The organism is Plantactinospora siamensis, from assembly GCF_042434095.1.
Taxonomy (GTDB): Bacteria; Actinomycetota; Actinomycetes; order Mycobacteriales; family Micromonosporaceae; genus KBS50.
This window is the reverse complement of the sequence record NZ_JBHLUE010000019.1, coordinates 311,045-332,198: the sequence shown is the minus strand read 5'-3', so window position 1 is coordinate 332,198 and position 21,154 is coordinate 311,045. Positions and strand designations below refer to the sequence as shown.

Below are 21,154 nucleotides of genomic sequence, written 5' to 3'. Positions count from 1 at the left end.
AGAGCGTACGGTGCCGGTCCCGGTCGGCGGCGCTGACCCGGCGCCGGCCGGAGCGGCGTCACACCTGCGGCAGCCCCACGGACCGGCCGTTGAGCGGCGCCGAACGGGTCCGGCGGGCCACCGGTGAGAAACCGGCGACCCGCCGCACCCCTACCAGGGACTCCTGCCCGCCGCGACCGGGCGGGGGAGGGGTCCCTCCCCCTCGCTCAGTGCCCGGCGTAGACGCGGAAGTAGTCGAACGCCGCGGTCACCGGCGGCTCGGCGCCACCGTGCGCCACCAGCCCGATCCGCGGGCTGCTGCCGGCCGGGAAGGTCCACACCCCGCCCCAGATCCAGGTCCGGCCGTCCTGGCTGGACCCGGCCCGGAACCGCTGCTCGCCGGTGGCCGGGTCGACGGTGCGCGCCAGCCGCAGCCAGGTGGTTCGCGCCGGGGTGCCGACGATCGTGCCGCCGTAGGACGTCTGACCGGCGTACGGGATCTCCCGGCCGTACTCGATCTGCCGGGTGTTCCAGATGGCCACCTGGCTGAGCCGGGCGAAGTCGTCGTCGTTCACGTACGCGATCAGGCCGGCCTGCTGGTAGTTGCGGACCGTGTCCTCGCCCAGGTCGAGGGTCACCTTGGTCTCCACCACGTAGTCGCCCTGCGGCGCGTCGCGCAGTAGCACGCTGGCGGTGTTGGAGGCGCCGGTGAGGTCGGCGGACTGCACCGGCCAGTTCAACGCGCCGCCGCCCACCGTGACCGCCGGGTCGGGGCGTACCCAGGTCCACGCCGGGGACAGGGTCGAGCCGGTGAAGTCGTCGGAGTAGGCCGGCAGCGCCGACCCGACCCGCGGCGCCGGCACGGTCCGGCTGACCGACCGGTACGCCCGCGCGCCGCTGACGTTGTCGAAGTCCGCTCGGCCACGAGACAGGAGCGACAGCGACGGGTCGACCGGGTCGGGCAGCCGCAGCCGGACGGTGGCGAGCTGTTCGCCGCTGAGCGTGGTGGGCCGCAGCACCGCGGTCAGCTGCCGCCCCCGCACCTCGACGGCGAGGTTGTGCCAGTGCCGGGCGTCGAACCCGGCGGGCAACGGGGCGCTCGCCCGGACTCCGGCGCCGGCGTCGGCAACCAGACGGCCGGCCGCCGCGTCGATCCGGACCTCGACCCGGTCACGGCGTTCGCCCAGCGCGAGCCCGGCGGCCCCGGTCAGCCGGACGTCGGTCTGTACGTGTACGTCCCCGTCGGGCAGCCGCCGGGTGGCGCGCACGGTGCCGGTGCCGGTGAGGTGCCCGTCCTGGACCCGCCACGTGCCGTTCTGCCGGCGCCAGCCGCTCAGGTCGGCGGTGTCGAACCGGTCCTGCACCGGGGTCGCGGTGACCGGGGCCGGCTGCGGGTCCTCGCTGGCCCAGGCGCCGGCGCGTACCGTCGGCCAGCCGTCCACCCAGTCCAGTCGGTCGAGCAGCATGGGCCGCTCGTTGATGCCGAACGGCTCGTCCAGGTACGGGTCGGCGCGGTCGATGGCGTGGTAGGCCAGCCAGTCCTGGCCGGACAGGTCGCTGACGAATCCGTTGTGGCCGGTGCCGACCCACTTGTTGCCGTTCGGCGCCACCACCAGGGTGCCGCCGGCCCGGGAGACGTCCAGCCGCTGGCCGAGCTTGTCCACGAACGGGCCGCGCGGGCTGCGCGACCGGCCGACCGACACGGAGTATCCGGTTGTGGGGCCGGCGCAGCAGTTGGCGGTCGAGGCGAACAGGTAGTACCAGCCGTCGTGGCGGACCACGTAGCTGCCCTCGAACTTGTTGTCGATGGCCACCATGTTCGCCCCGCCGGTGGCGTGCAGCCCGTCGGCGCTCAGGGTGGTGACCGAGATGCCGCCGTAGTAGCTGCCGTAGTAGAGGTACTGGGTGCCGTCGACGTCGGTCAGGTGCGCCGGGTCGATCGTCCACAGGTAACCGCCGCCGCTGCCGGGCCGGGGCGCCACCACCGGCTCCGGGGCGAACGTCCACGGGCCGGTCGGGGTGGGCGCGGTGGCCGCGCCGATCGCGGTGTCGAAGGTGTCGTCGGAGACGGTGGTGTCGGTGACCGTGAAGTACATGACGTACCGGCCGTCGATGTAGCGCACGTCCGGCGCCCACAGCGCCGCGCCGGGCGCCGCGTACGGCGGCAGCTGGTCGGCGCTGAACGCGTCACCGACGTACGTCCAGTTGGTGAGGTCGGCCGAGCGGGCGGTGGGCACCCGGTGCGGGGTCTTTTCGCCCTCGCGCAGCGGGTCGCTGGTGGCGTACGCGTACCACCAGCCGTCCTGGCCGCGGATCACCACCGGGTCGGCGAAGGTGTCGGAGAAGCTGGCCGTGACCGGGTTCCGGTACCGGGCCGGCTCCGGGGCGGCGGACGCGGGGGTTCCGCCCGCGAGGATCAGGGCGGTCAGGCCGGCGAGGGTGGCGGCGCTGCGTCGGGTACCCATCGAGACTCCGTCCGGAGGGTGGATGCGTCGCCGTCGTTCTTACATCGTTGTACACAACGTTGTAAAGACTTCGCCCGGCATCCTGGCCGGTCCGAGGATCAGGGCTCGACCTGCTCCTCCTCCGGCCGCACCGGGTCGGCGTCCAGATCCGCCCCGTCGAGGATGTCGATGGCGCGCTGCCAGTTCCGGGCGTGCCGCATGCAGAGGTCGGCGTACCGGGCGGAGAAGTTTTCGTCCAGCACGTCGAGGTGCCGCAGGATGTGGTCCTCACCGGCAGCGAGGTCCCGGGCCAGGTACGCCGTCCAGCGCAGCAGCCCTTCGAGGCGTTGCTCGACCTCCCGCACCGCCTCGTCGACGTACCGTTCGACCGTGGCGGCCAGGTCCGGAAGGTCATCGGGGAGGTCCGCCAGCCGCCGCAGGTCGAGGTCGTCGTAGAGCGGCATCCGGGGCGGGAAGTCGCGGTCCGCGGTCCGGAGCAGCGTGACGGTCCGGGTGACCAGTTGACCGAACTCCGCCCGGTCCGCCCAGTACCGTCCCCCGTCGGAGCCGATCCGCTCGACCGCCTCCCAGGCCCGCCGGTCCAAGCGGAGCCACCGGAGCACCTCGTGCAGGAAATCCGGCCGCCTGTCGGCGCAGAGCCGCCGCTGGTGCCACTCCCGCTCCAGCAGGCGGGCACCCTCGCACAGCAGCGCCTTGACGTATGCGGCCACCCGTACCCGGCTGACGTCCTCGGGACGCGGTGGCACCGGCCGCATGGGCTGGTAGACGTCCTGTTCGAAGTACCGGAACTCGGCGTGGTACCGCAGCCGGGCCAGATCGGAGTCGCTGCTGAGGATCCACGTCCGCAGCCGGGACGCCGTACCGGCCTGGACGTCCGACTGGGTGACCACCCGGCCCGCCCGCCCGCTCTCGGTGCTCAGCAGGGCGGCCCGGAGGTTCTCCACGGCCACCCGGACGAGATCTTCCACTTCGCGTGGCGGCTTGGCCAGCGGCAGCCCGCAGATCCGCTCGTCCGGCGATCGCTCCGGCATTGTCCGAGGGCATCCCGCGAGGGCGAAGGCCGCGACGCAGGCCGCCTCTTAGTAGTCGAGATGGTTCATCGACTCGAACGGGTTCCACCGGCGTTGCACCTGGTTGATCCGGCGCTCCAGCAGGTCCGGATCGACGGGCCAGCCGACATCCAGGACCCGCCTGGCCTTGGCCCGGCGGTACCGGACCCACCAGTCCGGCAGGCAGTCGGCGTCCCGCAGGTCAAAGCCCCGCGGCGCCCGGAACAGCCGGCCGGTCTCCGGGTCGTAGCCGCTGCGCGCCTCCATGAGCCGCAGCGGTGCCCAGACGTCACGCATGAGCCGCAGCAGCCGACGATGGACCCCGGTGTCCACGCCCGGCGCTAACCAGGGTAGCGTCGCGTCCTCGTACAGCCGGTGGAACTCCTGCCACGCCGCGAGGGCGAGCAGGATCCGCGCCGTCGCGCTGTGCGCGAGCAGCAGCCGGACATGGTCCTTCGCGCCGTCCTGCGGTGTCACGTCCAGCACCGCCGGCCAGTACCGCTCGGCGAGCGCGGCGCAGAGCCGCTGCTGAGCCTGGTCGTGGACCCGGTGCCGCTCCGACCCGGGGGCTCCGGGCCGGTCGGGAAACCAGTCCCGGGCCACCCGGTCGGTGTAGCCCAAGGCCCGCGCGTACTGGTAGCGCAGCCGGATCCACTCCGGATGGTGATGCAGCAGGCGCAGGGTGGACCAGGCGAACCGCCACGGACGCCAGAGCCGGTACCGCTTACGGCTCCACAGGTTGCCCGTGTAACGGTTCTCCAGTTCCACCACGGTGAGGGCGGCCTCGTACGTCTGCAGGGCGTCCAGGAAGAGCCCGAGGTCCTCCTGCACGCTCGCCACCATCATCCGGATGTTGATGTTGAACGGGTCCAGCCGGAGCGCCTCCCGGTACCACCAGAGCGCGTCGTCGAGCTTCTGCTCGTCGTGCCGCTTCTTGGCCTCGTTGTAGCACTCGAACAGCTCGGCGGGCATGTCCCGGCCGAACCACTTGCGCCACGGCGGCCGCCGGGACAGCCGGGTGGCGGGCAGGATCTTGGCCATGGTCCAGTACGCCGCCTTGCAGGTGGCATCCTCCCAGCTCGCGCCCCACTGGGTGCTGGTCGTGCTCCGGGACCGCCCGAGCAACGAGGTGACCGTGATCGACAGCCCGTACTTCGGCTCCGGCCGGCGCTCCTGCAGGGTGGCCGTGACGAAGTAGCCGCTCCGCGGCCACAGCTTGCCGACGAAGCTCATCATCGTGCCGGGGAGGGACGTGGAGTCCCCCTCCTTGGCCAGTGCGTCCATGAAGCCCTGCGGGGGCGGGTCGGACGGGCCGGCGTACGGCGGGTAGATGTCCGTGTCGGCCAACTGCCGGCAGAACCGGCTGCGCAGATAGATCGCGCAACCTTCGTCCCCGGGGTCGGCGTTCTCGAACTTCCGGATGTCGATCGGGCCGGGCCGGTAGGCGAAGACCGACTGCCGCCAGTGCCGCCACGCGAGGTAGGTGAGCAGTGCCACCAGGAGCAGCCCGAGCTGGCGCCACCGGAGGTCGCCGGTGGCGAAGAGCATTGTGCGAGCGCCGGCCAGGACGCCCTGGACGAGCCCGGACACGACCGGCCACACCCGGTCGGGTGCCCACCGAGGGGGCTTCACCACCCCGTCGCCGGCCAGGTAGGAGAGGGCGAGCAGCGCCAGGCTCAGCAGGACGGCGGCGATCAGCCATCGGCCGGGGCGTGGTACGGGTAGCGCCGAGCCCGCCGTCCGGGAGCGCTCATCGGCCCGGTGCGGGGCCGGCCAGTCCCACGACTCGGGCCGTTCGACGTCCCACCCGCCGGTCCGCCCCCCGCTCCGCATCCGGCCTCCCCGCCCCGCTTGACCTGCGGTTTCAGGCTAAGCAGCGGGCGGGGGAGGTCGGGCCGGAAGGCCGCGATCCGGGACCAGGCGGTCCGGCGGCCGGGCCGCCGGGCGACGGTCAGGCCGGTACGGCGGCCGGCTCGGTCTCCGGTGGGAGGGTGTCCATGAACGAGCTGACCGAGAAGACCGCGTTGCCGGCGCCGGGCGGGCCGTACCCGGGCGGGCTGGACAGGCCGTTGGCCTCCATGGTCGCCCGGTAGGCCTCCAGCAGCCGGATGTGGTATTCCAGCGGCGCGCCCTGCGGGTTGGTCCGGCCCAGTGGGGTGGTCGGCTCCGGGCACCAGGTGGTGAACCGGGGCGTGATCCCGCGGGACATGAAGAACTGCAGGCCCTCGGTGGTCGACTCGATCGCCTCGTCCACCGTCCGGAAGCCGAACGGCTCGGCCATCTCGATGCCGGCCACGAAATTCGGGATCACGTTGCGCGCGCCGAAGACCTCGGCCGAGTCCAGGATCCGGCGGTGCCACTCCGCCCGGCCCACGTACCGTTCCTTGCCCGGGCAGTGCAGCTCGAACAGCCGCTTGTCCCACACCTCGTAGTTGGGGTGGTAGATCCGCACCCCATAGTCGTGGAACCGCTGCACGTCGGCGCGCGGCAGCGCCTGGGCCACCACCTTGCCGATCCACCGGCCCGGGAAGCGCTCCTCGATCGCCTTGGCGTACCGGCCGTAGAAGTCGGCCTCGGCCAGGCCGTCGACCTTCGAGGTGATGCTGCCGCCGGTCAGGGTGTATGCCCGGGAGGCGCCGGTCGTGTCGTACCGGTCGATGATCTCCATGGCCTCCAGCACCTCGTCCACCGGCTTGACCCCGGTGTACGGGCGGCCGGCGGCCTTGTGCTGGCGCCAGTTGTGGTTGATGTCGCAGTACTGGCACTCCTCCTTGGCGCCGAAGTACTGGCACACCCGGAAGACGGTCAGGTAGATCAGGTAGCCCCACTGGATGGTCGGGGCCACCTCCATCACCGACTTGCCGTTGCTCAGCGTGTGCCGGTAGTACTCCGGCATCGGCGGCAGGCCCACGTCGGCGATCGGCCGGCCGTCGAGGTGCAGCCGCAGCACGCCGTCCCCGGCGTCGGCCACCCGGTACGGCGACTCCGGGTTCACCCGCACCGACACCACGGTCCGGCGCAGCTCGTACGGCCCGCCGGTGAGCACGATCTCCTCCGGCGGCCGGCGCAGCGCCGCGCTGCCCAGCTCCGGCAGCGTGCGGTGGTCGAACGAGAAGATGAAGTACGACTTCGGCTTGACCTCGCCGTTCTCGTTGTCGGTCAGCGCGGAGTCGTCGAACGCCATCCCGCCGCGCAGCAGGTCCTCCTTGATCACGGCCTCCCGCGGGATGTGCGGGAACCGTGCCATGAGGTCCTCGATGAGATCGGTGCGGGTCTGCATCCGTACTCCCTCGCTCCGCGTCGTCGACGGCCGGTCGCCCGCCGCCGGGGTGGGCGGGAACGTCCGTTCCGCCGTGCCGGGGCCGGCCCCGCCACGGCCCCAATGATGCTCCACCTCCCGGCCGGCGCCACCGCACGGGCGTCGGGTGTGACGGACGCCGTACCGGCGGGACCCGGTTGTCCCGTTCCGGGCGGCCTGGCTGGCGTGCCCCGGACCGTTCCGCGGCGCGTGTCCAGGCCGTTCCTGGGCGCGTTCGAACCGGCCATCCGATAACTGTCCGTAATTGACGGCTGCGCGCCCGTCGTCCGGCCGATCGCGGCAAAAACCCTGTTCTGGCAAGGGTTTTGCCGGGATGGGCTCGCGCGAAAGGGGCACGCGGACCGCGAGCGAGATAACAGAATGTGATTGACCGAGTACGGATTGGGGGGGTTATGAAGCGCAGACCTCGGATCGGGCTCGCCCTGGCGGCGCTCGCCTGCGGATCCATGGCGCTGGCCGGCTGCACGGGCGGCGGCGGAAGCAAGGCCGGGGCGGGCAGGAAGGCCGCCGCGCCCCCGCCGGTCGCCGTGGCGATCGCGCCGGCGGCGAACGCCACGAACGTGCCGGTCAGCAGCGAGGTGGTGGCCACGGCGACCAACGGCAAGATCACCGAGGTCACCCTCACCGACGACAAGGGCGCCAAGGTCGACGGCGCCATGCGGCCCGACGGATCGTCCTGGCTGCCCAGCCGTCCCCTGGACTACAAGCGCGGCTACACCGCCCAGGTGACGGCCACGGACGGCGCCGGCAAGGCGACCACCAGCACCGCGAAGTTCACCACCATGGCCAAGCCGGACACCATCGTGCAGACCAGCCTCAACCTGCAGAACGGCCAGTCGTACGGGGTGAACCTGCCGCTCGTGGTGGCGTTCGACCCGCCGGTGCCAAAGGAGGCCCGGGCGGCCGTGCAGAAGCGGCTGCTGGTCAGCACGGACCCGCCGCAACCGGGGGCCTGGTCCTGGCTGGACGAGGGCAACCAGGTCTCGTACCGCGCACCGGACCCGTGGAAGCCCGGCACGCGGATCACCGCCCGGGCGGCCCTGGCCGGGCTGCCGATGGGCAAGGCCGGCTTCGGCGACGACGACCACACCGCGGTGGCCACGGTGGCGCCGGACGCCGTCCGGATGGACATCGACAACGACACGAAGCAGATGTACGTCTACAAGGACAACCGGCTCGTCAAGACCATCCCGGTGAGCCTCGGCAAGCCGAGCACCCCGTCCTCCAGCGGCAACATGGTGATCATGGAGAAGTTCGACAGCACGGTCTTCGACACCCGGGGCGAGCCCAACGGCGGCTACGTGGTCACCGTCCAGGACGCCCAGCGGCTCACCTGGGGCGGCGAGTTCATCCACTCGGCGCCCTGGTCCGAGGGCGAGCAGGGGTACACGAACACCTCGCACGGCTGCGTGAACGTGTCCAGCACGACCGCCAGCTGGCTGATGCGCACCACTCACGTGGGCGACCTCGTCCGGGTGCGCGGCACCGAGGTGCAGCTGGCCCGGGGCAACGGCTGGACGGCCTGGAACGACAGCTGGGACCAGTTCGTCAAGGGCAGCGCGTTGCCCGTACCGCAGGATCTCAAGCCGGCGGCCACCCCGCCGCCCGCCGCGGTGACCCCGGGCAACAGCGCCGCCCCCGCCACCACCACGCCCACCCCGGCCCCCACCAACTCCGGCGGCTGACCCGCAAGGAAGGGCCCCTTGTTATCGCTTTTTGTATAGGAAGGGGCCCTTCCTAACACCCTGGGGCGGGCGGAGGTGCCGGTCAGCGCAGCGGTACGGCCGCCACCGCGGGCTCGACCAGGCTGCCCAGCCAGAGCCGGTCGCCGTCCTGGCGGACGCCGGTGACCATCTGGTATGCCCCGGTCGGGCCGTGCAGGGTGCGCAGCACGGTGCCCGCCTCATCCACCAGCGCCACCAGGCCGTACCGGCGGGGCTGCGGTTGCAGGGCGTCGGGCAGCAGGTCGGCTGCCTGCCGCAAGCGCGGGTGCGGCAGCAGCCGCTCCAGCACCGGCAGCCGGGGGCTGGGCAGGGCCAGCCAGAACGTGCCGTCGCCCACGGCGCTCACGTTGTCCGGATGCGCGGGCAGGTCGGCCAGCACGGCCGGCTCGGCGGTGGCCAGCGGGATCCGCAGCAGCCGGTGGGTGCTGGTCTCGGCCACCAGCACGGCCGACTCGTCCGGGGTGAGCGCCACCCCGTTGGGGAAGTAGAGCCGGTCCACCACCACGTCGGTGCGGCCGGTGCGCGGGTCGTGGCTGAGCAACCGGCCGTTGGGCCGGTATTCCAGCATGTCCCGCCGCCAGTCGGCCAGCGGGAACCGGTGCGAGCTGTCGGTGAAGAAGATCATGCCGTCCCGGGTCACCGCCGCGTTGTTGCACACCCTGATCGGCCGGCCGCCAGCCGTGGTGGCCAGCTCGGTCACCCGGCCGTCGCCGGTCACCCGCAACAGCCCCCGCACGCCGTCGCAGACCACCAGGCTGCCGTCCGGGTGCTGCTCGATGCCGAGCGGCCGGCCGCCCGTCTCGGCCAACTGCTCCGGCACTGCGGTCGGGGCGGCGCCCGCCGGCCAGCGCCAGATCCGGCCGTCGTCCCCGCCGGTGAGCACCGCGCCCGCCGGGTCCACCAGCACGTCCTCGGCGCCCCGGCCGGACGGCAGCCGCCAGGTCAGCGGGGCGTCCAGCCGGGTGTCGGTGGCCGCCCACGGGCCCTCCAGCGGCGGCGGCGCCGTGGCGGGGGTCCGGACGGGGCTGATCAGGCGAGGTGCGCGGATAGGCGGCATCCGCCCATTCTCCCGTGCCGATGCCGCCGTGTCGCGGCCCGATCGGCGCGGGAACGGGTCCTTCGCCCCTGGACGCCGGGCCCGGGCCGCCGCACGCTGGAGACCGGGGATGGGCCGTGCCGGGCGACCGGCGGCCCGGGACGGAGGCGACATGACCACCACCGACCGGACACACCGGCAGAACGGGGCGGCCGGCGCTGCCAAGATCGCCGGCGACGAGGCGTCGGCCGTCGACCCGGCCGACCGCGGGGTCACCGAGGTGATGAGCACACCGGTGCTCACCGTGCGGTCGGGCCTGCTCCTCGGCGAGGCGCTGCACGCCATGGTTCGGGGCGGTCGGCGGCACCTCGTGGTGGTCGACGACACCGAGCGCTGCGTCGGGGTGCTGGCCGACCGGACCGTGGCGGCGGTCTGGGCGTACGACCCGTCCGCGCTGGCCCGGCGGGTGGTGGGCAGCGTGCTGGAGGCCGCGCCGCCGGTCCTGGCGGCCGATCAGCGGCTGGTGGACGCCGCCCGGCTCATGCGGACCGCCGGCGTGGACGCGGTGGCCGTGGTGGACGCCGCCGGGCGGCCCGTCGGGGTGGTGACCGGCGGCGACCTGGTGGCCGTGCTGGCCGGCCGCTGACCGGGTTACTCGACGCCGACCAGGTCGACCACGAAGACGAGGGTCTCGCCGGGCCGGATGGCGTCGCCCGCGCCGCGGTCGCCGTACCCGAGGTGGGGCGGGATCACCAGGCGGCGTCGCCCGCCGACCCGCATGCCCACGACGCCCTGGTCCCACCCGGAGATCACCTGTCCGCCGCCGAGCGCGAAGGTGAACGCCGAGCCACGGTTCCAGGAGGCGTCGAACTCGCGGCCGTCGGAGTGCGAGACGCCCACGTAGTGCACCGTGGCCAGGTGTCCCGGCTCGGCGCGCGGGCCGTCGCCCACCGTGATGTCCTCCACCACCAGGTCGGTGGGCGGCGGTCCGGCGGGCGGTTCCACTGTGGGCCTGCTCATCGGCTGTCCTCTCCGGAAGCTGCGGGCCGGCACGGCCCGGGAAACGAGCCGGCGCGGGTCGCCGGGCTCCACTGCTCGAACCTACGCCTCAGGAGCGTTCCACGAAGCGACGCCACTGCGTGTAGAAGTCGGTGGCGGTCGCGTCCGCCCGGCCGCCGTCGGCGAGACCCGCCCGGGCCAGCGCGGCGGCCAGCGCGGCGCTCGGCGCCGAAGCGGGCTGCGCGGCCCGCGTGGGGTCGGGCCGGGCCGCCGAAACCGGCCCGCGCCGCGCCGTCGAGGCCGGCCCGGGCGTTGCCGTCGAGGCCGGCTGGGGCCGTGTCGCTGAGGCTGGCTCGGGTCGTGTCGTTGAGGCTGGCGTCGGGATGGGGCCGGCGGCCTGACCGTGGGTGACCGCGGCCAGGTAGAGCGAGCGGGCCCGCTCGTGCCCGTACCGGCCGGCCACGAACTGGAACACGCTGCAGCCCAGCGCCGCGTTGGCGGCCCGGTTGGCCGCCGAGTAGAAGTCCCGGTTGCCGGCCAGCTCCGGCGCCCCGGTCAGCCGCCGGGCCGCCCGCAGCCGCAGCGCGGATCGGGCCCGCACCGCCGCGGAGTCGCGGCCGGCCAGGTACTGCGCGAAACCCTCGACCGCCCAGAGCGGCGCGGCGAACTCGGCCGCGCCGGGCAGGCCGGCCGGTCGCGGCGAGGCCGGCAGCACGGCCAGGGCCGCCGCGTACGCGAGCTGCCGCTTGATCGTCTCGTACGGGCTGCCGGTCGACCGGCTGGTCGCAAGATCGACGGCGATCCGCGAGCCGACGAACCGACCGGTGCCCGCGGCCGTCGACTCGGCGCCGCGGACCGGCACCGTCACCCCGGCGGACCAGTCCGGGGCGGCGCCGGCGAACCAGCCCCGGAAGGTGGCGCTGTCCCCGGCCACGAACACCGCGAACGCGTCCGGCAGGGGGTTGTCGCCCCAGTCCCGGCGGATCTCGGCGGCCGCCCGGGCGGCCACCTCCAGCAACGCGTCCGGGTCGGCCACCCCGGACTGCGCGGCGAGCAGCAGGTCCGGCCGGCGGCGTACCCGCAGGGCGCCGGTGTCCCAGGGGCAGTCGGTCAGCGGCGCGGGCTCGCCGCCGGCGGCCGGGGCGCCCGCCACGTCCACCAGCACGACCGCGCCGTCGACGCGGCCGAAGACGCACCGGTACCGCACCGCGGTGGGCGCGGAGTCCGCGCCGGGCAGCCGCATCGCCAGGTCCACGTCGTACGCCGTGGATTCGCGGGGGAGGGAGCTGGCATACCGGCCCGGCCGGGCCGGGTCCGGAGCGCGGCCGCAGCGGCGGAACCGCCCGCCGTCGACGCGCAGCTGGCGCAGGTTGGCCAGGACCTGCTTCTCGTGCGCCACCAGGGCCGGGTTTCCGGCGTCGACCGCCGCCAGCCACCCCGGCTCGTCCCCGGCCGCCAGCGCCGCGCTGCGGCGGTCCAGCAGCGCGTCCACCTCCGGCTCCATGCCCCGGGCCGGCTCGTCGGCGGATCCGGCCGTGCTATGGCAGCCGCCGAGGGCGACCAGCGAGCCGCCGAGGATCAGCGTGTCCCGTCGACGAATGCCCATGCACGCTCCCGGTGGACCGCGCCACCGGCGCGGCGAGGCCGGGGATGACCGTGCCCGTCCGCCGGAGGCGACCGTGATGGTATCGGGCGAGCAATCGATCCGCACGGTTGGGCCGGGTGGAAGGATCCGGCTCGCCGCCCGCGGTCGCAGCCCGGACCTGCTGCCCCGCCACCGTCGCCAGACTTGCCGGAATTTGCTGAGGCCCTGCGGGGGTCGGTGCGCGCGCTCTATTACAGAAAGTAGTCCCCGAATAGCATCACCGACGTTTGAGCAGCTCAGACGCATCAAAGGCGATTACCCGTCGTAAGGAGGAGATCCAGTGCGGACATTCGCCGCCCTCACCGGGCTGATCACGGGCGTGGTCCTCGCCGCCGGCCTGGGCGCCAGCGCGCAGGCCGCGCCGGCGGTGTCGCCCTCCACTAGGGACGACACACTCACGGCCATGCAGGGCGAGGCGTACGCCTGGGCGCGCTACCTCGCGTACGCCCAGGGCGCCGACTTCGAGCACCACGCCGACGTGGCGGCGCTGTTCCGGCGTACCGCTCGGGTGGAGCGGTACGACCACTTCGCCATGGAGGCCGCGAGCATCGGGTTCGTCGGCACCGACGTGGAGAACCTCAGCGCGGCCATCGCCGGCGAGGAGTACGAGGCGACCACCCTCTATCCGCGGTTCGCCCGGCAGGCCGCCCGGGACGGCTGCGCGCCGGCCGCCGAGCTGTTCACCGAGCTGGCCGCCGACGAGGCGGTGCACGCGCAGCAGTTCCGGCTGGCCCGGGACGCGCTGCTGCACCCGGAAGGCAGTCAGAACTTCCCGGTGGGCGAGCGGGTGACCCCGGTGCCGATCCGGCCGGGGCCGCCCCGGTGCACCGGCCGCACGCTGGACAACCTGCTCGCCGCCACCCGCGGCGAGTCGTTCGCGGCGGCGCGGTACGGCCTGTACGCCGAGCACGCCCGGTCCGACGGGCAACGCCGGCTGGGCCGCCTGTTCGACAACACGGCAAGCCAGGAGCTCGGCGAGCATTTCGCGCAGACCGCCCAGCTGGCCGGTCTGGTGGCCACCACCGAGGACAACCTGCGGGGCGCCATCGACGGTGAGCAGTACGAGGCGACCACCATGTACCCGACCTTCTCCCGGCGGGCGGCCGCGGCCGGGGACGAGGCGAGCGCCGACATGTTCGCCGAGATCGCCCACGACGAGGCCGGGCACGCGCACCGGTTCACGGACGCGCTGATCGACCTCATCACCTGACGCGAGCCGGCCGGAGCTGATCAAGAGGCTCGCGTCACCGGCAACCGGAATCCTGACGCGAGCCTCCCGGTCGGCCGGGCTCGGCCGAACGAGTCGGGCCGGGCTCGGCCGAACGAGTCGGGCCGGGCCGGGGCGCCTCGGCGGGGTCAGCCGCGCAGCGCCGGCTCGGCGCCGCCGGCCAGTTCGGGCACCGGCACCGGGATCACCACCACCGGGCAGGCGGCCTTGCGGACGCACTCCTCGCTCACCGAGCCCAGCACCGTGTGCCGGATCCGGCTGTGCCCGTGGCTGCCCAGCACCAGCAGGGTGGCGTCGCGGGCCGCGGCGGTCAGCACGTCGGCCGGCCGGCCCTCGACCACCTCGGCCGACACCGGCACGGGGGCCTGGGCCGCCCGGGTCACGGCGCCGACCTCGCGTTCCAGCGTCGCGGTGGTCCGGTTCCGCTCCTGCGCGGCCGTGCCGACCGTGACGAAGTCGCTCTCGATGCCGTCCCAGCGCCAGGCCGCGACCGCCTGCACCGCTCCGCCGCGGTTCGCCGCCTCCCGGACCGCCCACTCCAGGGCGCGCCGGCCGCCGTCGGAACCGTCCACACCCACCACGATCAGATAGTTGTCGGCCATCGTCCTCACTCCTTCCCGGCTGCCTCCAGTGCAGCGCAGCGGCGGCCCGGTCGGCAGGCGCCGACGGCCCGGCACCGCGGGCCGGTGGGCCCGCCTCGCGCGGGACCTTCGGCCCTGATCGGCCGCGGCCGCCCGCCCGCACCATCGGAGCGTGGACGCACTCGACCTGGCGCGGTGGCAGTTCGGCATCACCACCGTCTACCACTTTTTCTTCGTACCGGTCACGATCGGCCTGGCCGGGCTCGTGGCGGTGCTGCAGACGGCATGGGTCCGCACGGATCGGCCGGAGTACCTGCGCGCCACGCGGTTCTGGGGCAAGCTGTTCCTGATCAACTTCGCGATGGGCGTGGTCACCGGCATCGTGCAGGAGTTCCAGTTCGGGATGAACTGGAGCGCGTACTCCCGGTTCGTGGGCGACATCTTCGGCGCCCCGCTGGCGGTGGAGGGCCTGCTCGCGTTCTTCCTCGAATCGACCTTCCTCGGCCTGTGGATCTTTGGCTGGGACCGGCTGCCGAAGCGGCTGCACCTGGCCACCATCTGGCTCGCGGCGGCCGGCACCGTGCTGTCGGCGTACTTCATCCTGGCCGCGAACTCCTGGATGCAGCACCCGGTGGGCTTCGTCTACAACCCGGTCACCGGCCGGGCCGAGCTGACCGACATCGTGGCTGTGCTGACCAACTCGACCACGCTGGTGACCTTCCCGCACACGATCGCGGCCGCCTTCCTCACCGCCGGGGTGGTGATGCTGGCGGTCTGCGCCTGGCACCTGTCCCGGGCCAGCGAGGTGGCCGTGTTCCGGCCCAGCCTGCGGCTCGCGCTCTGGGTGGTGGCGATCGCCGGGGTGCTGCTCGTGGCGACCGGCGACCTGCAGGCCCGGGTGATGACCCACCAACAGCCGATGAAGATGGCGGCGGCCGAGGCGTTGTACGACACCTCCGGCCCGGCCTCGTTCTCGGTGTTCACCGTCGGCACCCTGGACGGCCGCCGCGAGGTGGTCAGCCTGCGCGTGCCGCACGCGCTGTCGCTGCTGGCCACCGGCCGCCCGGACGGCACGGTCGAGGGCATCAACGACGTGCAGCGCCGGTACGAGCAGACGTACGGGCCGGGGGACTACCGGCCGGTCGTGCCGGTGACGTACTGGTCGTTCCGTCTGATGATCGGCTTCGGCGCGCTGGTGACGCTGCTGGCGTTCGCCGGGCTGTGGCTCACCCGCGGCGGCCGGCTGCCGGCCGGCCGCTGGTTCTGGCGGGCCGGCGTGTGGGCCGTCGGCCTGCCGTTCCTGGCCAACAGCATGGGCTGGATCTTCACCGAGTTGGGCCGCCAGCCGTGGGTGGTCTTCGGCGTGTTGCGGACCGCCGCCGGCGTCTCGCCCACCGTCGGCGTCGGCGCGGTGGCCACCTCGCTGGCCGTCTTCACCCTGCTGTACGGCGCGCTCGCGGTGGTCGAGGTGGGCCTCGTGCTGCGCGCCGTCAAGGCCGGCCCGCCGCTCGCCGAGCCGCCGGCGCCGATCGATGGCGCCGACGACGCCCGCCCGCTCGCCTTCGCCTACTGACCCTCTACCGCCGCCGGATCATCGGCCGCCACCGACCCCGCTGACCCTCGACCCGCTGACCCTCGATCCCGCTGGAGCAACCGGTGACCCTCAACGACGTCTGGTTCACGCTCATCGCCGTGCTGTGGGCGGGCTACTTCCTGCTGGAGGGCTTCGACTTCGGCGTCGGCATGCTGCTGCCGCTGCTGGGGCGCACCGAGGCCCGCCGCCGGGTGCTGATCAACACCATCGGCCCGGTCTGGGACGGCAACGAGGTGTGGCTGCTGGTGGCCGGCGGCGCCACCTTTGCGGCCTTTCCCGAGTGGTACGCCACGCTGTTCTCCGGCTTCTACCTCCCGCTGCTGGTCATCCTGGTGGCGCTGATCCTGCGCGGGGTGGCGTTCGAGTACCGCGGCAAGGTCGACGACGACCGGTGGCGGCGGCGCTGGGACGCGGCCATCATCGGCGGCAGCGCCGTGCCGGCGCTGCTCTGGGGCGTGGCGTTCGGCAACATCGTCCGCGGGGTGCCGCTTGACGCCCGGCACGAGTACGCCGGCGGCCTCGCCGACCTGCTCAACCCGTACGCGCTGCTGGGCGGGCTGACCACGCTGACGCTGTTCGCCACGCACGGCGCGGTCTTCGTGGCCCTGAAGACCGCCGGCGAGATCCGCGCCGACGCCCGGGCGCTCGCCGGCCGGCTCGGACCGGTGGCGGCCGTAGCGGCGGTCGGCTTTCTGGGCTGGACCCAGCTGGCGCACGGCGACGCGGTGAGCGGCCTGCTGTCGGCCCTCGCGGCCGCGGCCCTGCTCGGCGGGCTGCTGGCCATCCGGGCCGGTCGGGAGGGCTGGGCCTTCCTGGCCACCGCCGGCGCCGTGCTGGGCGCCACGGCCGCGCTGTTCGTGGCGCTGTACCCGGCCGTGCTGCCGTCGACGCTCGACCCGGCCGGCACGCTGACCGTGACGAACGCCTCCGCCACCCCGTACACGCTGCGGATCATGACCTGGGTGGCCGTGCTGGTCACGCCGGTGGTGCTGGCCTACCAGGGCTGGACCTACCTGGTGTTCCGGCGGCGGCTGAGCACCGCGGACATCCCGCCGCCGGTCGGCCGGCCCGACCCGGGAACGGCGGCCCAACCGGCGGGGGCGCCGCCAGCCCCGGCGGCCGTGCCACCTGCGGCGCCACCTGTCGGGTAGCCGGGGCCGGCGGCCGGTGGTTGATCGGGTACGGGCTACCCTCGCAGGGGTCGGTTCGAGGAGGGGGAGCATATGCGGTTGCTGCTGATCGGCGCCCCGGGGGCGGGCAAGGGCACCCAGGCGCAGCGCATCGCCGAGCACTTCGGGATCGCCCACATCTCCAGCGGCGACCTGCTGCGCAAGCACATCGCCCAGGAGACCTCCATCGGGCGGTCGGTGGCCGAGACGATGCGCCGCGGCGATCTTGTCCCGGACGGCATCGTGATGGACGTGCTCCGCAAACCCGTCGAGGCGGCCAGCCGCAACGGCGGGTACATCCTCGACGGCTTCCCCCGCACCGTCGAGCAGGCTCAGCAGTCGTACGAGGTGGCCCGGGACATCAACGCCGCCGTGCAGGTGGCCCTCTATCTCGACGTGCCCCGGGAGGAACTGGTCCGCCGGTTGATGGAGCGGGGTAGGCAAACCGGCCGCACCGACGACACCGAAGAGGTGGTCACGCACCGGCTGCGGGTGTTCGAGGAGCACACCCTGCCGCTGCTCGACTACTACCGTCAGCGCGAACGTCTGATCAGCGTCAATGGGGCAGAGCAGGTGGACGAGGTTACGGCCGCCATCATCGAGCGGTTGCAGCGGGTTCGCGAGGAGATCCGGGAAGTCTGACCGGCGGCCCTTCCGGCGCTCCGTCTTCGCCGCCGCCTTGCGCACCATCGCTTGCCGTCGACGTTATTGGCGGAATGTATCTAGGGTGTAGAGCCCTCTCGTAGCCTCGGACCGTGCGGTACTTAGAGGTCGCGTGCCGGATCCTGATCGGCGTTGTTTTTTTCGTCTCCGCGACGAGCAAGTTGCGAAGCCGGGCGGAATTGCGTGCCTTTGGTGATTCGCTGCCTGACTTCCTGCCATTGCCAGCCGCTCTGATCGGCCCGTTATCCCTTACCGTAGCCCTGCTCGAATGCGCCGTTGTGCCATTGGTGTTGCTCCCGGTCACGGCGCCGGTCGGATGCGTCGTGGCCTTTGTCCTGCTCGCCGGCTTCACCGTCGCCGTCGCCTCGACGTTACGGGCCGGGCGCAGGATCGCGTGCCGCTGCTTCGGTCCGGCCCGCGAACCCCTCGGCCCTCGTCACCTTCTGCGCAACGGCGTGTTGCTGGCCGCCGCGGCCGGCGGTCTGCCGCTCGGCGCCGGCGGTGCGCAACCCGTCGGCCTTGTCGTCGCGGGCGCGACCGGCCTCGTGGCCGCGCTCATCCTGATCCACCTCGACGACATCCTCGGACTCTTCCTCGGCCAGGCAGTCAACCCGAATCCCCCGAAGTAGGAGGCATCCATGTTGGTCACCGGAGCGCTCATCGTGCTCGCCGTACTGGTCCTGCTCGACCTTTTGCTCACCTTCGGGGTGATCCGGCGGCTGCGGGACCACACCGAGCAACTGAAGCGGGCCCAGCTCATGCCCGAGGCCGTCATCGCGTCCCCGGGCACCCCGGTGGGGAACTTCGTGGCCGCCACCACGGACGGGGAGAGCCTCACCGCGGAGTCGTTGACCCGGGAGACCGTGGTCGGGTTCTTCTCACCCGGCTGCCAGCCCTGCGAGGCGTTGCTGCCCGGCTTCGTGGACCACGCGCGCACGGTCGCCGGTGGTCGGGACCGGGTGGTCGCCGTCATCGCCACCGACAGCCCGGACTCGACGCTCGTGGCCGAGAAGGTCGCCGCCCTCAGCCCGTACGCGCGAACCATCGTGGAGCGCTATGACGGACCGGCGCTGACGGCGCTCGGTGCCCAGGCCTACCCGGCGGTCTATCTCGTGCAGGACCGTACGGTCGTGGCGAGCGGCAGGGACCTGCGGGCGCTGCCCGCGTATGTCGGAGCGTGACCGAGGTGCGGTTCGTCGGCGGGTCACGCCCGGAGACCGCATCCGACGCGGGCGGTCCGGGGATGCTCCGCGCCGCGGGGGCGGCCGCCCGACTCGTCTGGCGGACCGTCCCGGGCGGTGTTCTCGGGTACGCCGGCTGCGCGCTGAGCGCGGGGGCCGCGCCGGTGGCGATCGCCTGGGTCACGAAGCTGGTTCTGGACGACCTGACGGCAGGGGCCGCGCTGTCCACGCTGCTCGGCCTGGCCGCCGTGCTGGCCGGGACCAGTATCGCCATCGCGGCGCTCACGCAGTTCGAGCAGTACCTGCGTGGGGAGATTGGCCGGACGGTCTCGTTGGCGGCCGCGGACGACCTGTACCGCGCCGTCGAACGGCTCCGCGGGCTGAAGCGGCTGGAGGATCCGGTCTTTCTGGACCGTCTCCGGCTGGCCCAGCAGGCGACCATCGGCCCGGCGGAGCTGGTGGACGGCGTGCTCAGCACCGCACGAGGGCTCGTGACCGGCCTGGGACTGGTCGTCTCGCTGACCGTGATCAGCCCCATGATGACCGCCGTGGTGCTGGTGACCGGCATTCCGATGTTGATCACCGAGTTGCGGCTTTCCCGCCAGCGCGCCGCCATGACCTGGTCGATCGGGCCGACGGAACGGCGGGAGATCTTCTATCGGGGCCTGCTGGAGAGCACCGAGGCTGCGAAGGAGATCCGACTCTTCGGCATCGGACCGTTCGTCCGGGGACGGATGCTCGCGGAGCGACGCACGGCCGATGCGCAGAAGCGGCGGGTCGACCGGCGTGAGGCGGTCGCCCAGGGCGGCCTGGCGCTGGTGAGCACGGCCGTGGCGGGCGCGGGACTCGCCTGGGCCGTCGCGGCCGCCCACCAGAAGGTGCTCACGATCGGTGATGTCTCGATGTTCATCGCCGCCGTGGCCGGCGTTCAGGCGGCCATCGCCACCCTGCTGACCGCGATCACGCAGACCCATCAGCAACTGCTGCTGTTCGGGCACTTCGCGGCCGTGCTGGAAGTCGAACCGGACCTGCCGGCCCCGCCGGATCCGGTGGCCCTGCCGCCGTTGCGGCGCGGCATCGAGCTGCGTGACGTGTGGTTTCGGTACAGCGACCAGCACCCCTGGGTGCTGCGCGGCGTCAACCTGGTCATCCCCCATGGCCGCGCGTTGGCACTGGTGGGCCTCAACGGTGCGGGGAAGAGCACGCTGGTCAAGCTGCTGTGCCGGTTCTACGACCCGACCCGAGGGACGATCCTGTGGGACGGGATCGATCTTCGCGACGCCGACGTGAGCACGCTGCGTCAGCGGACCGCGGCCGTCTTCCAGGACTACGTGGAGTACGACCTGACGGCCGGAGAGAACATCGCAATCGGTGACATCGGCCGGCTGGCGGACCGGGAGGCGCTCCGTGCGGCCGCTCGGCGGGCGGGCGTACACGAGGTGGTCGAGAGGCTGCCCCGCGGCTACGACACGCTGCTGACCCGCATGCTGTTCGACGAGAACGACGACGGCGACCCCTCGGTGGGGGTCCGGCTGTCGGGCGGCCAGTGGCAACGTCTCGCGCTGGCCCGGGCGTTCATGCGCGACCGGCGCGACCTCATGATCCTGGACGAGCCGAGCGCGGGTCTGGACGCGGAAGCGGAGCACGAGGTGCACAGCCAGTTGCGTGAGCACCGGATCGGCGTCACCACCCTGCTGATCTCGCACCGCCTCGGGTCGGTCCGAGATGCCGACACCATCGCGGTGCTGCGCGGTGGCGTCGTCGTCGAGCAGGGCCCCCACCGGGAACTCATCGCCGCCGCCGGGGTCTATGCCCGGCTCTTCCGGCTGCAGTCGACCGGCTACCAGGCGGAGGCCGCCGAGGAGCCGGAGGTGGGGTCCGGACCCGAGCTGGTTCGCTCGCCGGAGGCGTCCGGCGCGGCCGGATTCGTGGCCACGGACAGCCGCTGAGAGTGACGCCGAAATTGTATCTGTGGTCGGTCGGGAATGTAGCGCCGACCCATACGGTATGGACATGAAAGCCGAGAGGAGGTGAACCACAATGAGGACGATCGGGAAGATGGCTGATCGCGTGCTGACGGCATTCGTGCCCAAGGCGCAGGCCGGTGCCTGCTGTCCGGAAAGAGGACTGTGGTACTGCGAGTACTATGCAAAGTGCGGCCCCAGCGGTAAGCACAGATGCACCTTCGATTGCAACTGTCGGGCGGTGTGCTCGACAAGCTGCGGCTGTGGCTGACCCTCCGGCATGTTCCCCGGGACGCGGCGTCGTCCCGGGGAACGCGCTTTTTCCGACCCAGCTTAACCGGCCGCCGTATCCGGGGCTGGGGCTAGGCGAGTTCGGCCGCGTTATATCGTCGGTGCCGCGGAAATGTATCACCTCCTTCTAGGGTCGGATCAACCATTGAGGAGGAGGTGAGCAAGATGAAGTCTCTCGGACGGATGGCCGATCGCATGCTGACGGCTTTTGCGCCGGCCACGAAGGCCGGCGCGTGTTGCGCCGAGTATGGGTTGTCCTGGTGCGAG

General features: G+C 72.8%; 16 protein-coding genes and 1 pseudogene. 9 read left to right on the top strand and 8 right to left on the bottom strand.

The annotated features are described in order from the left end of the window. Positions 1–206 precede the first annotated feature (206 nt). The 4 genes from ACFFHU_RS23905 to ACFFHU_RS23890 form a co-directional block, all read right to left on the bottom strand. A complete protein-coding gene (locus tag ACFFHU_RS23905) occupies positions 207–2,444 on the bottom strand; it encodes a glycoside hydrolase family 43 protein (protein WP_377342440.1) in 2,238 nt (745 codons plus the stop codon). A gap of 98 nt (positions 2,445–2,542) precedes the next feature. Further along, positions 2,543–3,475 (bottom strand): hypothetical protein, encoded by a 933-nt coding sequence (locus tag ACFFHU_RS23900; protein WP_377342439.1) that lies wholly within the window; start codon positions 3,473–3,475, stop codon positions 2,543–2,545. Between the two features lie 48 nt (positions 3,476–3,523). Beyond that, on the bottom strand, positions 3,524–5,326 hold the full coding sequence (locus ACFFHU_RS23895; protein ID WP_377342438.1) for a tetratricopeptide repeat protein: 1,803 nt from the start codon (positions 5,324–5,326) through the stop codon (positions 3,524–3,526). A gap of 118 nt (positions 5,327–5,444) precedes the next feature. After that, positions 5,445–6,773 carry a radical SAM protein gene (locus ACFFHU_RS23890; RefSeq protein WP_377342436.1) on the bottom strand — a complete coding sequence of 443 codons (1,329 nt, stop codon included), beginning with the start codon at positions 6,771–6,773 and terminating at the stop codon, positions 5,445–5,447. Positions 6,774–7,204: 431 nt separating this feature from the next. Here ACFFHU_RS23890 and ACFFHU_RS23885 point away from each other — a divergent pair, with 431 nt between their 5' ends. Further along, the gene (locus ACFFHU_RS23885) at positions 7,205–8,497 is read left to right on the top strand and encodes a L,D-transpeptidase (RefSeq protein ID WP_377342435.1); all 1,293 of its coding nucleotides are present in this window, start codon (positions 7,205–7,207) and stop codon (positions 8,495–8,497) included. 82 nt (positions 8,498–8,579) lie between these two features. On the opposite strand, the gene ACFFHU_RS23880 is transcribed toward ACFFHU_RS23885, so the two are convergent. Next, positions 8,580–9,593: an SMP-30/gluconolactonase/LRE family protein gene (locus tag ACFFHU_RS23880; RefSeq protein ID WP_377342434.1), complete on the bottom strand. Its 1,014-nt coding sequence runs from the start codon at positions 9,591–9,593 to the stop codon at positions 8,580–8,582. A gap of 151 nt (positions 9,594–9,744) precedes the next feature. On the opposite strand from ACFFHU_RS23880, the gene ACFFHU_RS23875 reads away from it, so the two are divergent. Then, the gene (locus ACFFHU_RS23875) at positions 9,745–10,218 is read left to right on the top strand and encodes a CBS domain-containing protein (RefSeq protein ID WP_377342433.1); all 474 of its coding nucleotides are present in this window, start codon (positions 9,745–9,747) and stop codon (positions 10,216–10,218) included. Positions 10,219–10,223: 5 nt separating this feature from the next. Here ACFFHU_RS23875 and ACFFHU_RS23870 read toward each other — a convergent pair whose 3' ends face one another. Both ACFFHU_RS23870 and ACFFHU_RS23865 read right to left on the bottom strand, forming a co-directional pair. Continuing rightward, complete coding sequence (locus ACFFHU_RS23870; RefSeq protein ID WP_377342432.1) at positions 10,224–10,592, bottom strand: FKBP-type peptidyl-prolyl cis-trans isomerase; 369 nt, start codon at positions 10,590–10,592, stop codon at positions 10,224–10,226. An 88-nt stretch (positions 10,593–10,680) separates the two neighbouring features. Beyond that, complete coding sequence (locus ACFFHU_RS23865) at positions 10,681–12,177, bottom strand: hypothetical protein (protein ID WP_377342431.1); 1,497 nt, start codon at positions 12,175–12,177, stop codon at positions 10,681–10,683. Positions 12,178–12,496: 319 nt separating this feature from the next. Between ACFFHU_RS23865 and ACFFHU_RS23860 the strand changes: the two genes are divergently transcribed. Next, a complete protein-coding gene (locus ACFFHU_RS23860; protein WP_377342430.1) occupies positions 12,497–13,426 on the top strand; it encodes a ferritin family protein in 930 nt (309 codons plus the stop codon). A gap of 146 nt (positions 13,427–13,572) precedes the next feature. On the opposite strand, the gene ACFFHU_RS23855 is transcribed toward ACFFHU_RS23860, so the two are convergent. After that, positions 13,573–14,046: a universal stress protein gene (locus ACFFHU_RS23855; protein WP_377342429.1), complete on the bottom strand. Its 474-nt coding sequence runs from the start codon at positions 14,044–14,046 to the stop codon at positions 13,573–13,575. Positions 14,047–14,197: 151 nt separating this feature from the next. On the opposite strand from ACFFHU_RS23855, the gene ACFFHU_RS23850 reads away from it, so the two are divergent. The 6 genes and pseudogenes from ACFFHU_RS23850 (at position 14,198) to ACFFHU_RS23825 (ending at position 20,581) form a co-directional block, all read left to right on the top strand. Next, entirely contained in the window at positions 14,198–15,598 is a 1,401-nt protein-coding gene (locus tag ACFFHU_RS23850) for a cytochrome ubiquinol oxidase subunit I (RefSeq protein WP_377342427.1), read from the top strand. 83 nt (positions 15,599–15,681) lie between these two features. Beyond that, positions 15,682–16,671: pseudogene (cydB, locus tag ACFFHU_RS23845) on the top strand (cytochrome d ubiquinol oxidase subunit II); the annotation flags it as partial. Between the two features lie 171 nt (positions 16,672–16,842). Next, positions 16,843–17,430 carry an adenylate kinase gene (locus ACFFHU_RS23840; RefSeq protein ID WP_377342425.1) on the top strand — a complete coding sequence of 196 codons (588 nt, stop codon included), beginning with the start codon at positions 16,843–16,845 and terminating at the stop codon, positions 17,428–17,430. Positions 17,431–17,543: 113 nt separating this feature from the next. Then, complete coding sequence (locus tag ACFFHU_RS23835) at positions 17,544–18,080, top strand: MauE/DoxX family redox-associated membrane protein (RefSeq protein ID WP_377342423.1); 537 nt, start codon at positions 17,544–17,546, stop codon at positions 18,078–18,080. A 9-nt stretch (positions 18,081–18,089) separates the two neighbouring features. Then, positions 18,090–18,632 (top strand): thioredoxin domain-containing protein, encoded by a 543-nt coding sequence (locus ACFFHU_RS23830; protein WP_377342421.1) that lies wholly within the window; start codon positions 18,090–18,092, stop codon positions 18,630–18,632. Further along, complete coding sequence (locus ACFFHU_RS23825; protein ID WP_377342420.1) at positions 18,629–20,581, top strand: ABC transporter ATP-binding protein; 1,953 nt, start codon at positions 18,629–18,631, stop codon at positions 20,579–20,581. The genes ACFFHU_RS23830 and ACFFHU_RS23825 overlap by 4 nt, the downstream gene beginning before the upstream one ends. Positions 20,582–21,154 lie beyond the last annotated feature (573 nt).

What these genes read in the sequence shown, in the direction of transcription:
- ACFFHU_RS23870 (WP_377342432.1), bottom strand. Translation starts at nt 10,592, where the DNA reads ATGAGCAGGCCCACAGTGGAACCGCCCGCCGGACCGCCGCCCACCGAC.
- ACFFHU_RS23840 (WP_377342425.1), top strand. Translation starts at nt 16,843, where the DNA reads ATGCGGTTGCTGCTGATCGGCGCCCCGGGGGCGGGCAAGGGCACCCAG.
- ACFFHU_RS23865 (WP_377342431.1), bottom strand. Translation starts at nt 12,177, where the DNA reads ATGGGCATTCGTCGACGGGACACGCTGATCCTCGGCGGCTCGCTGGTC.
- ACFFHU_RS23880 (WP_377342434.1), bottom strand. Translation starts at nt 9,593, where the DNA reads ATGCCGCCTATCCGCGCACCTCGCCTGATCAGCCCCGTCCGGACCCCC.
- ACFFHU_RS23895 (WP_377342438.1), bottom strand. Translation starts at nt 5,326, where the DNA reads ATGCGGAGCGGGGGGCGGACCGGCGGGTGGGACGTCGAACGGCCCGAG.
- ACFFHU_RS23890 (WP_377342436.1), bottom strand. Translation starts at nt 6,773, where the DNA reads ATGCAGACCCGCACCGATCTCATCGAGGACCTCATGGCACGGTTCCCG.
- ACFFHU_RS23885 (WP_377342435.1), top strand. Translation starts at nt 7,205, where the DNA reads ATGAAGCGCAGACCTCGGATCGGGCTCGCCCTGGCGGCGCTCGCCTGC.
- ACFFHU_RS23855 (WP_377342429.1), bottom strand. Translation starts at nt 14,046, where the DNA reads ATGGCCGACAACTATCTGATCGTGGTGGGTGTGGACGGTTCCGACGGC.
- ACFFHU_RS23905 (WP_377342440.1), bottom strand. Translation starts at nt 2,444, where the DNA reads ATGGGTACCCGACGCAGCGCCGCCACCCTCGCCGGCCTGACCGCCCTG.
- ACFFHU_RS23900 (WP_377342439.1), bottom strand. Translation starts at nt 3,475, where the DNA reads ATGCCGGAGCGATCGCCGGACGAGCGGATCTGCGGGCTGCCGCTGGCC.
- ACFFHU_RS23875 (WP_377342433.1), top strand. Translation starts at nt 9,745, where the DNA reads ATGACCACCACCGACCGGACACACCGGCAGAACGGGGCGGCCGGCGCT.
- ACFFHU_RS23830 (WP_377342421.1), top strand. Translation starts at nt 18,090, where the DNA reads ATGTTGGTCACCGGAGCGCTCATCGTGCTCGCCGTACTGGTCCTGCTC.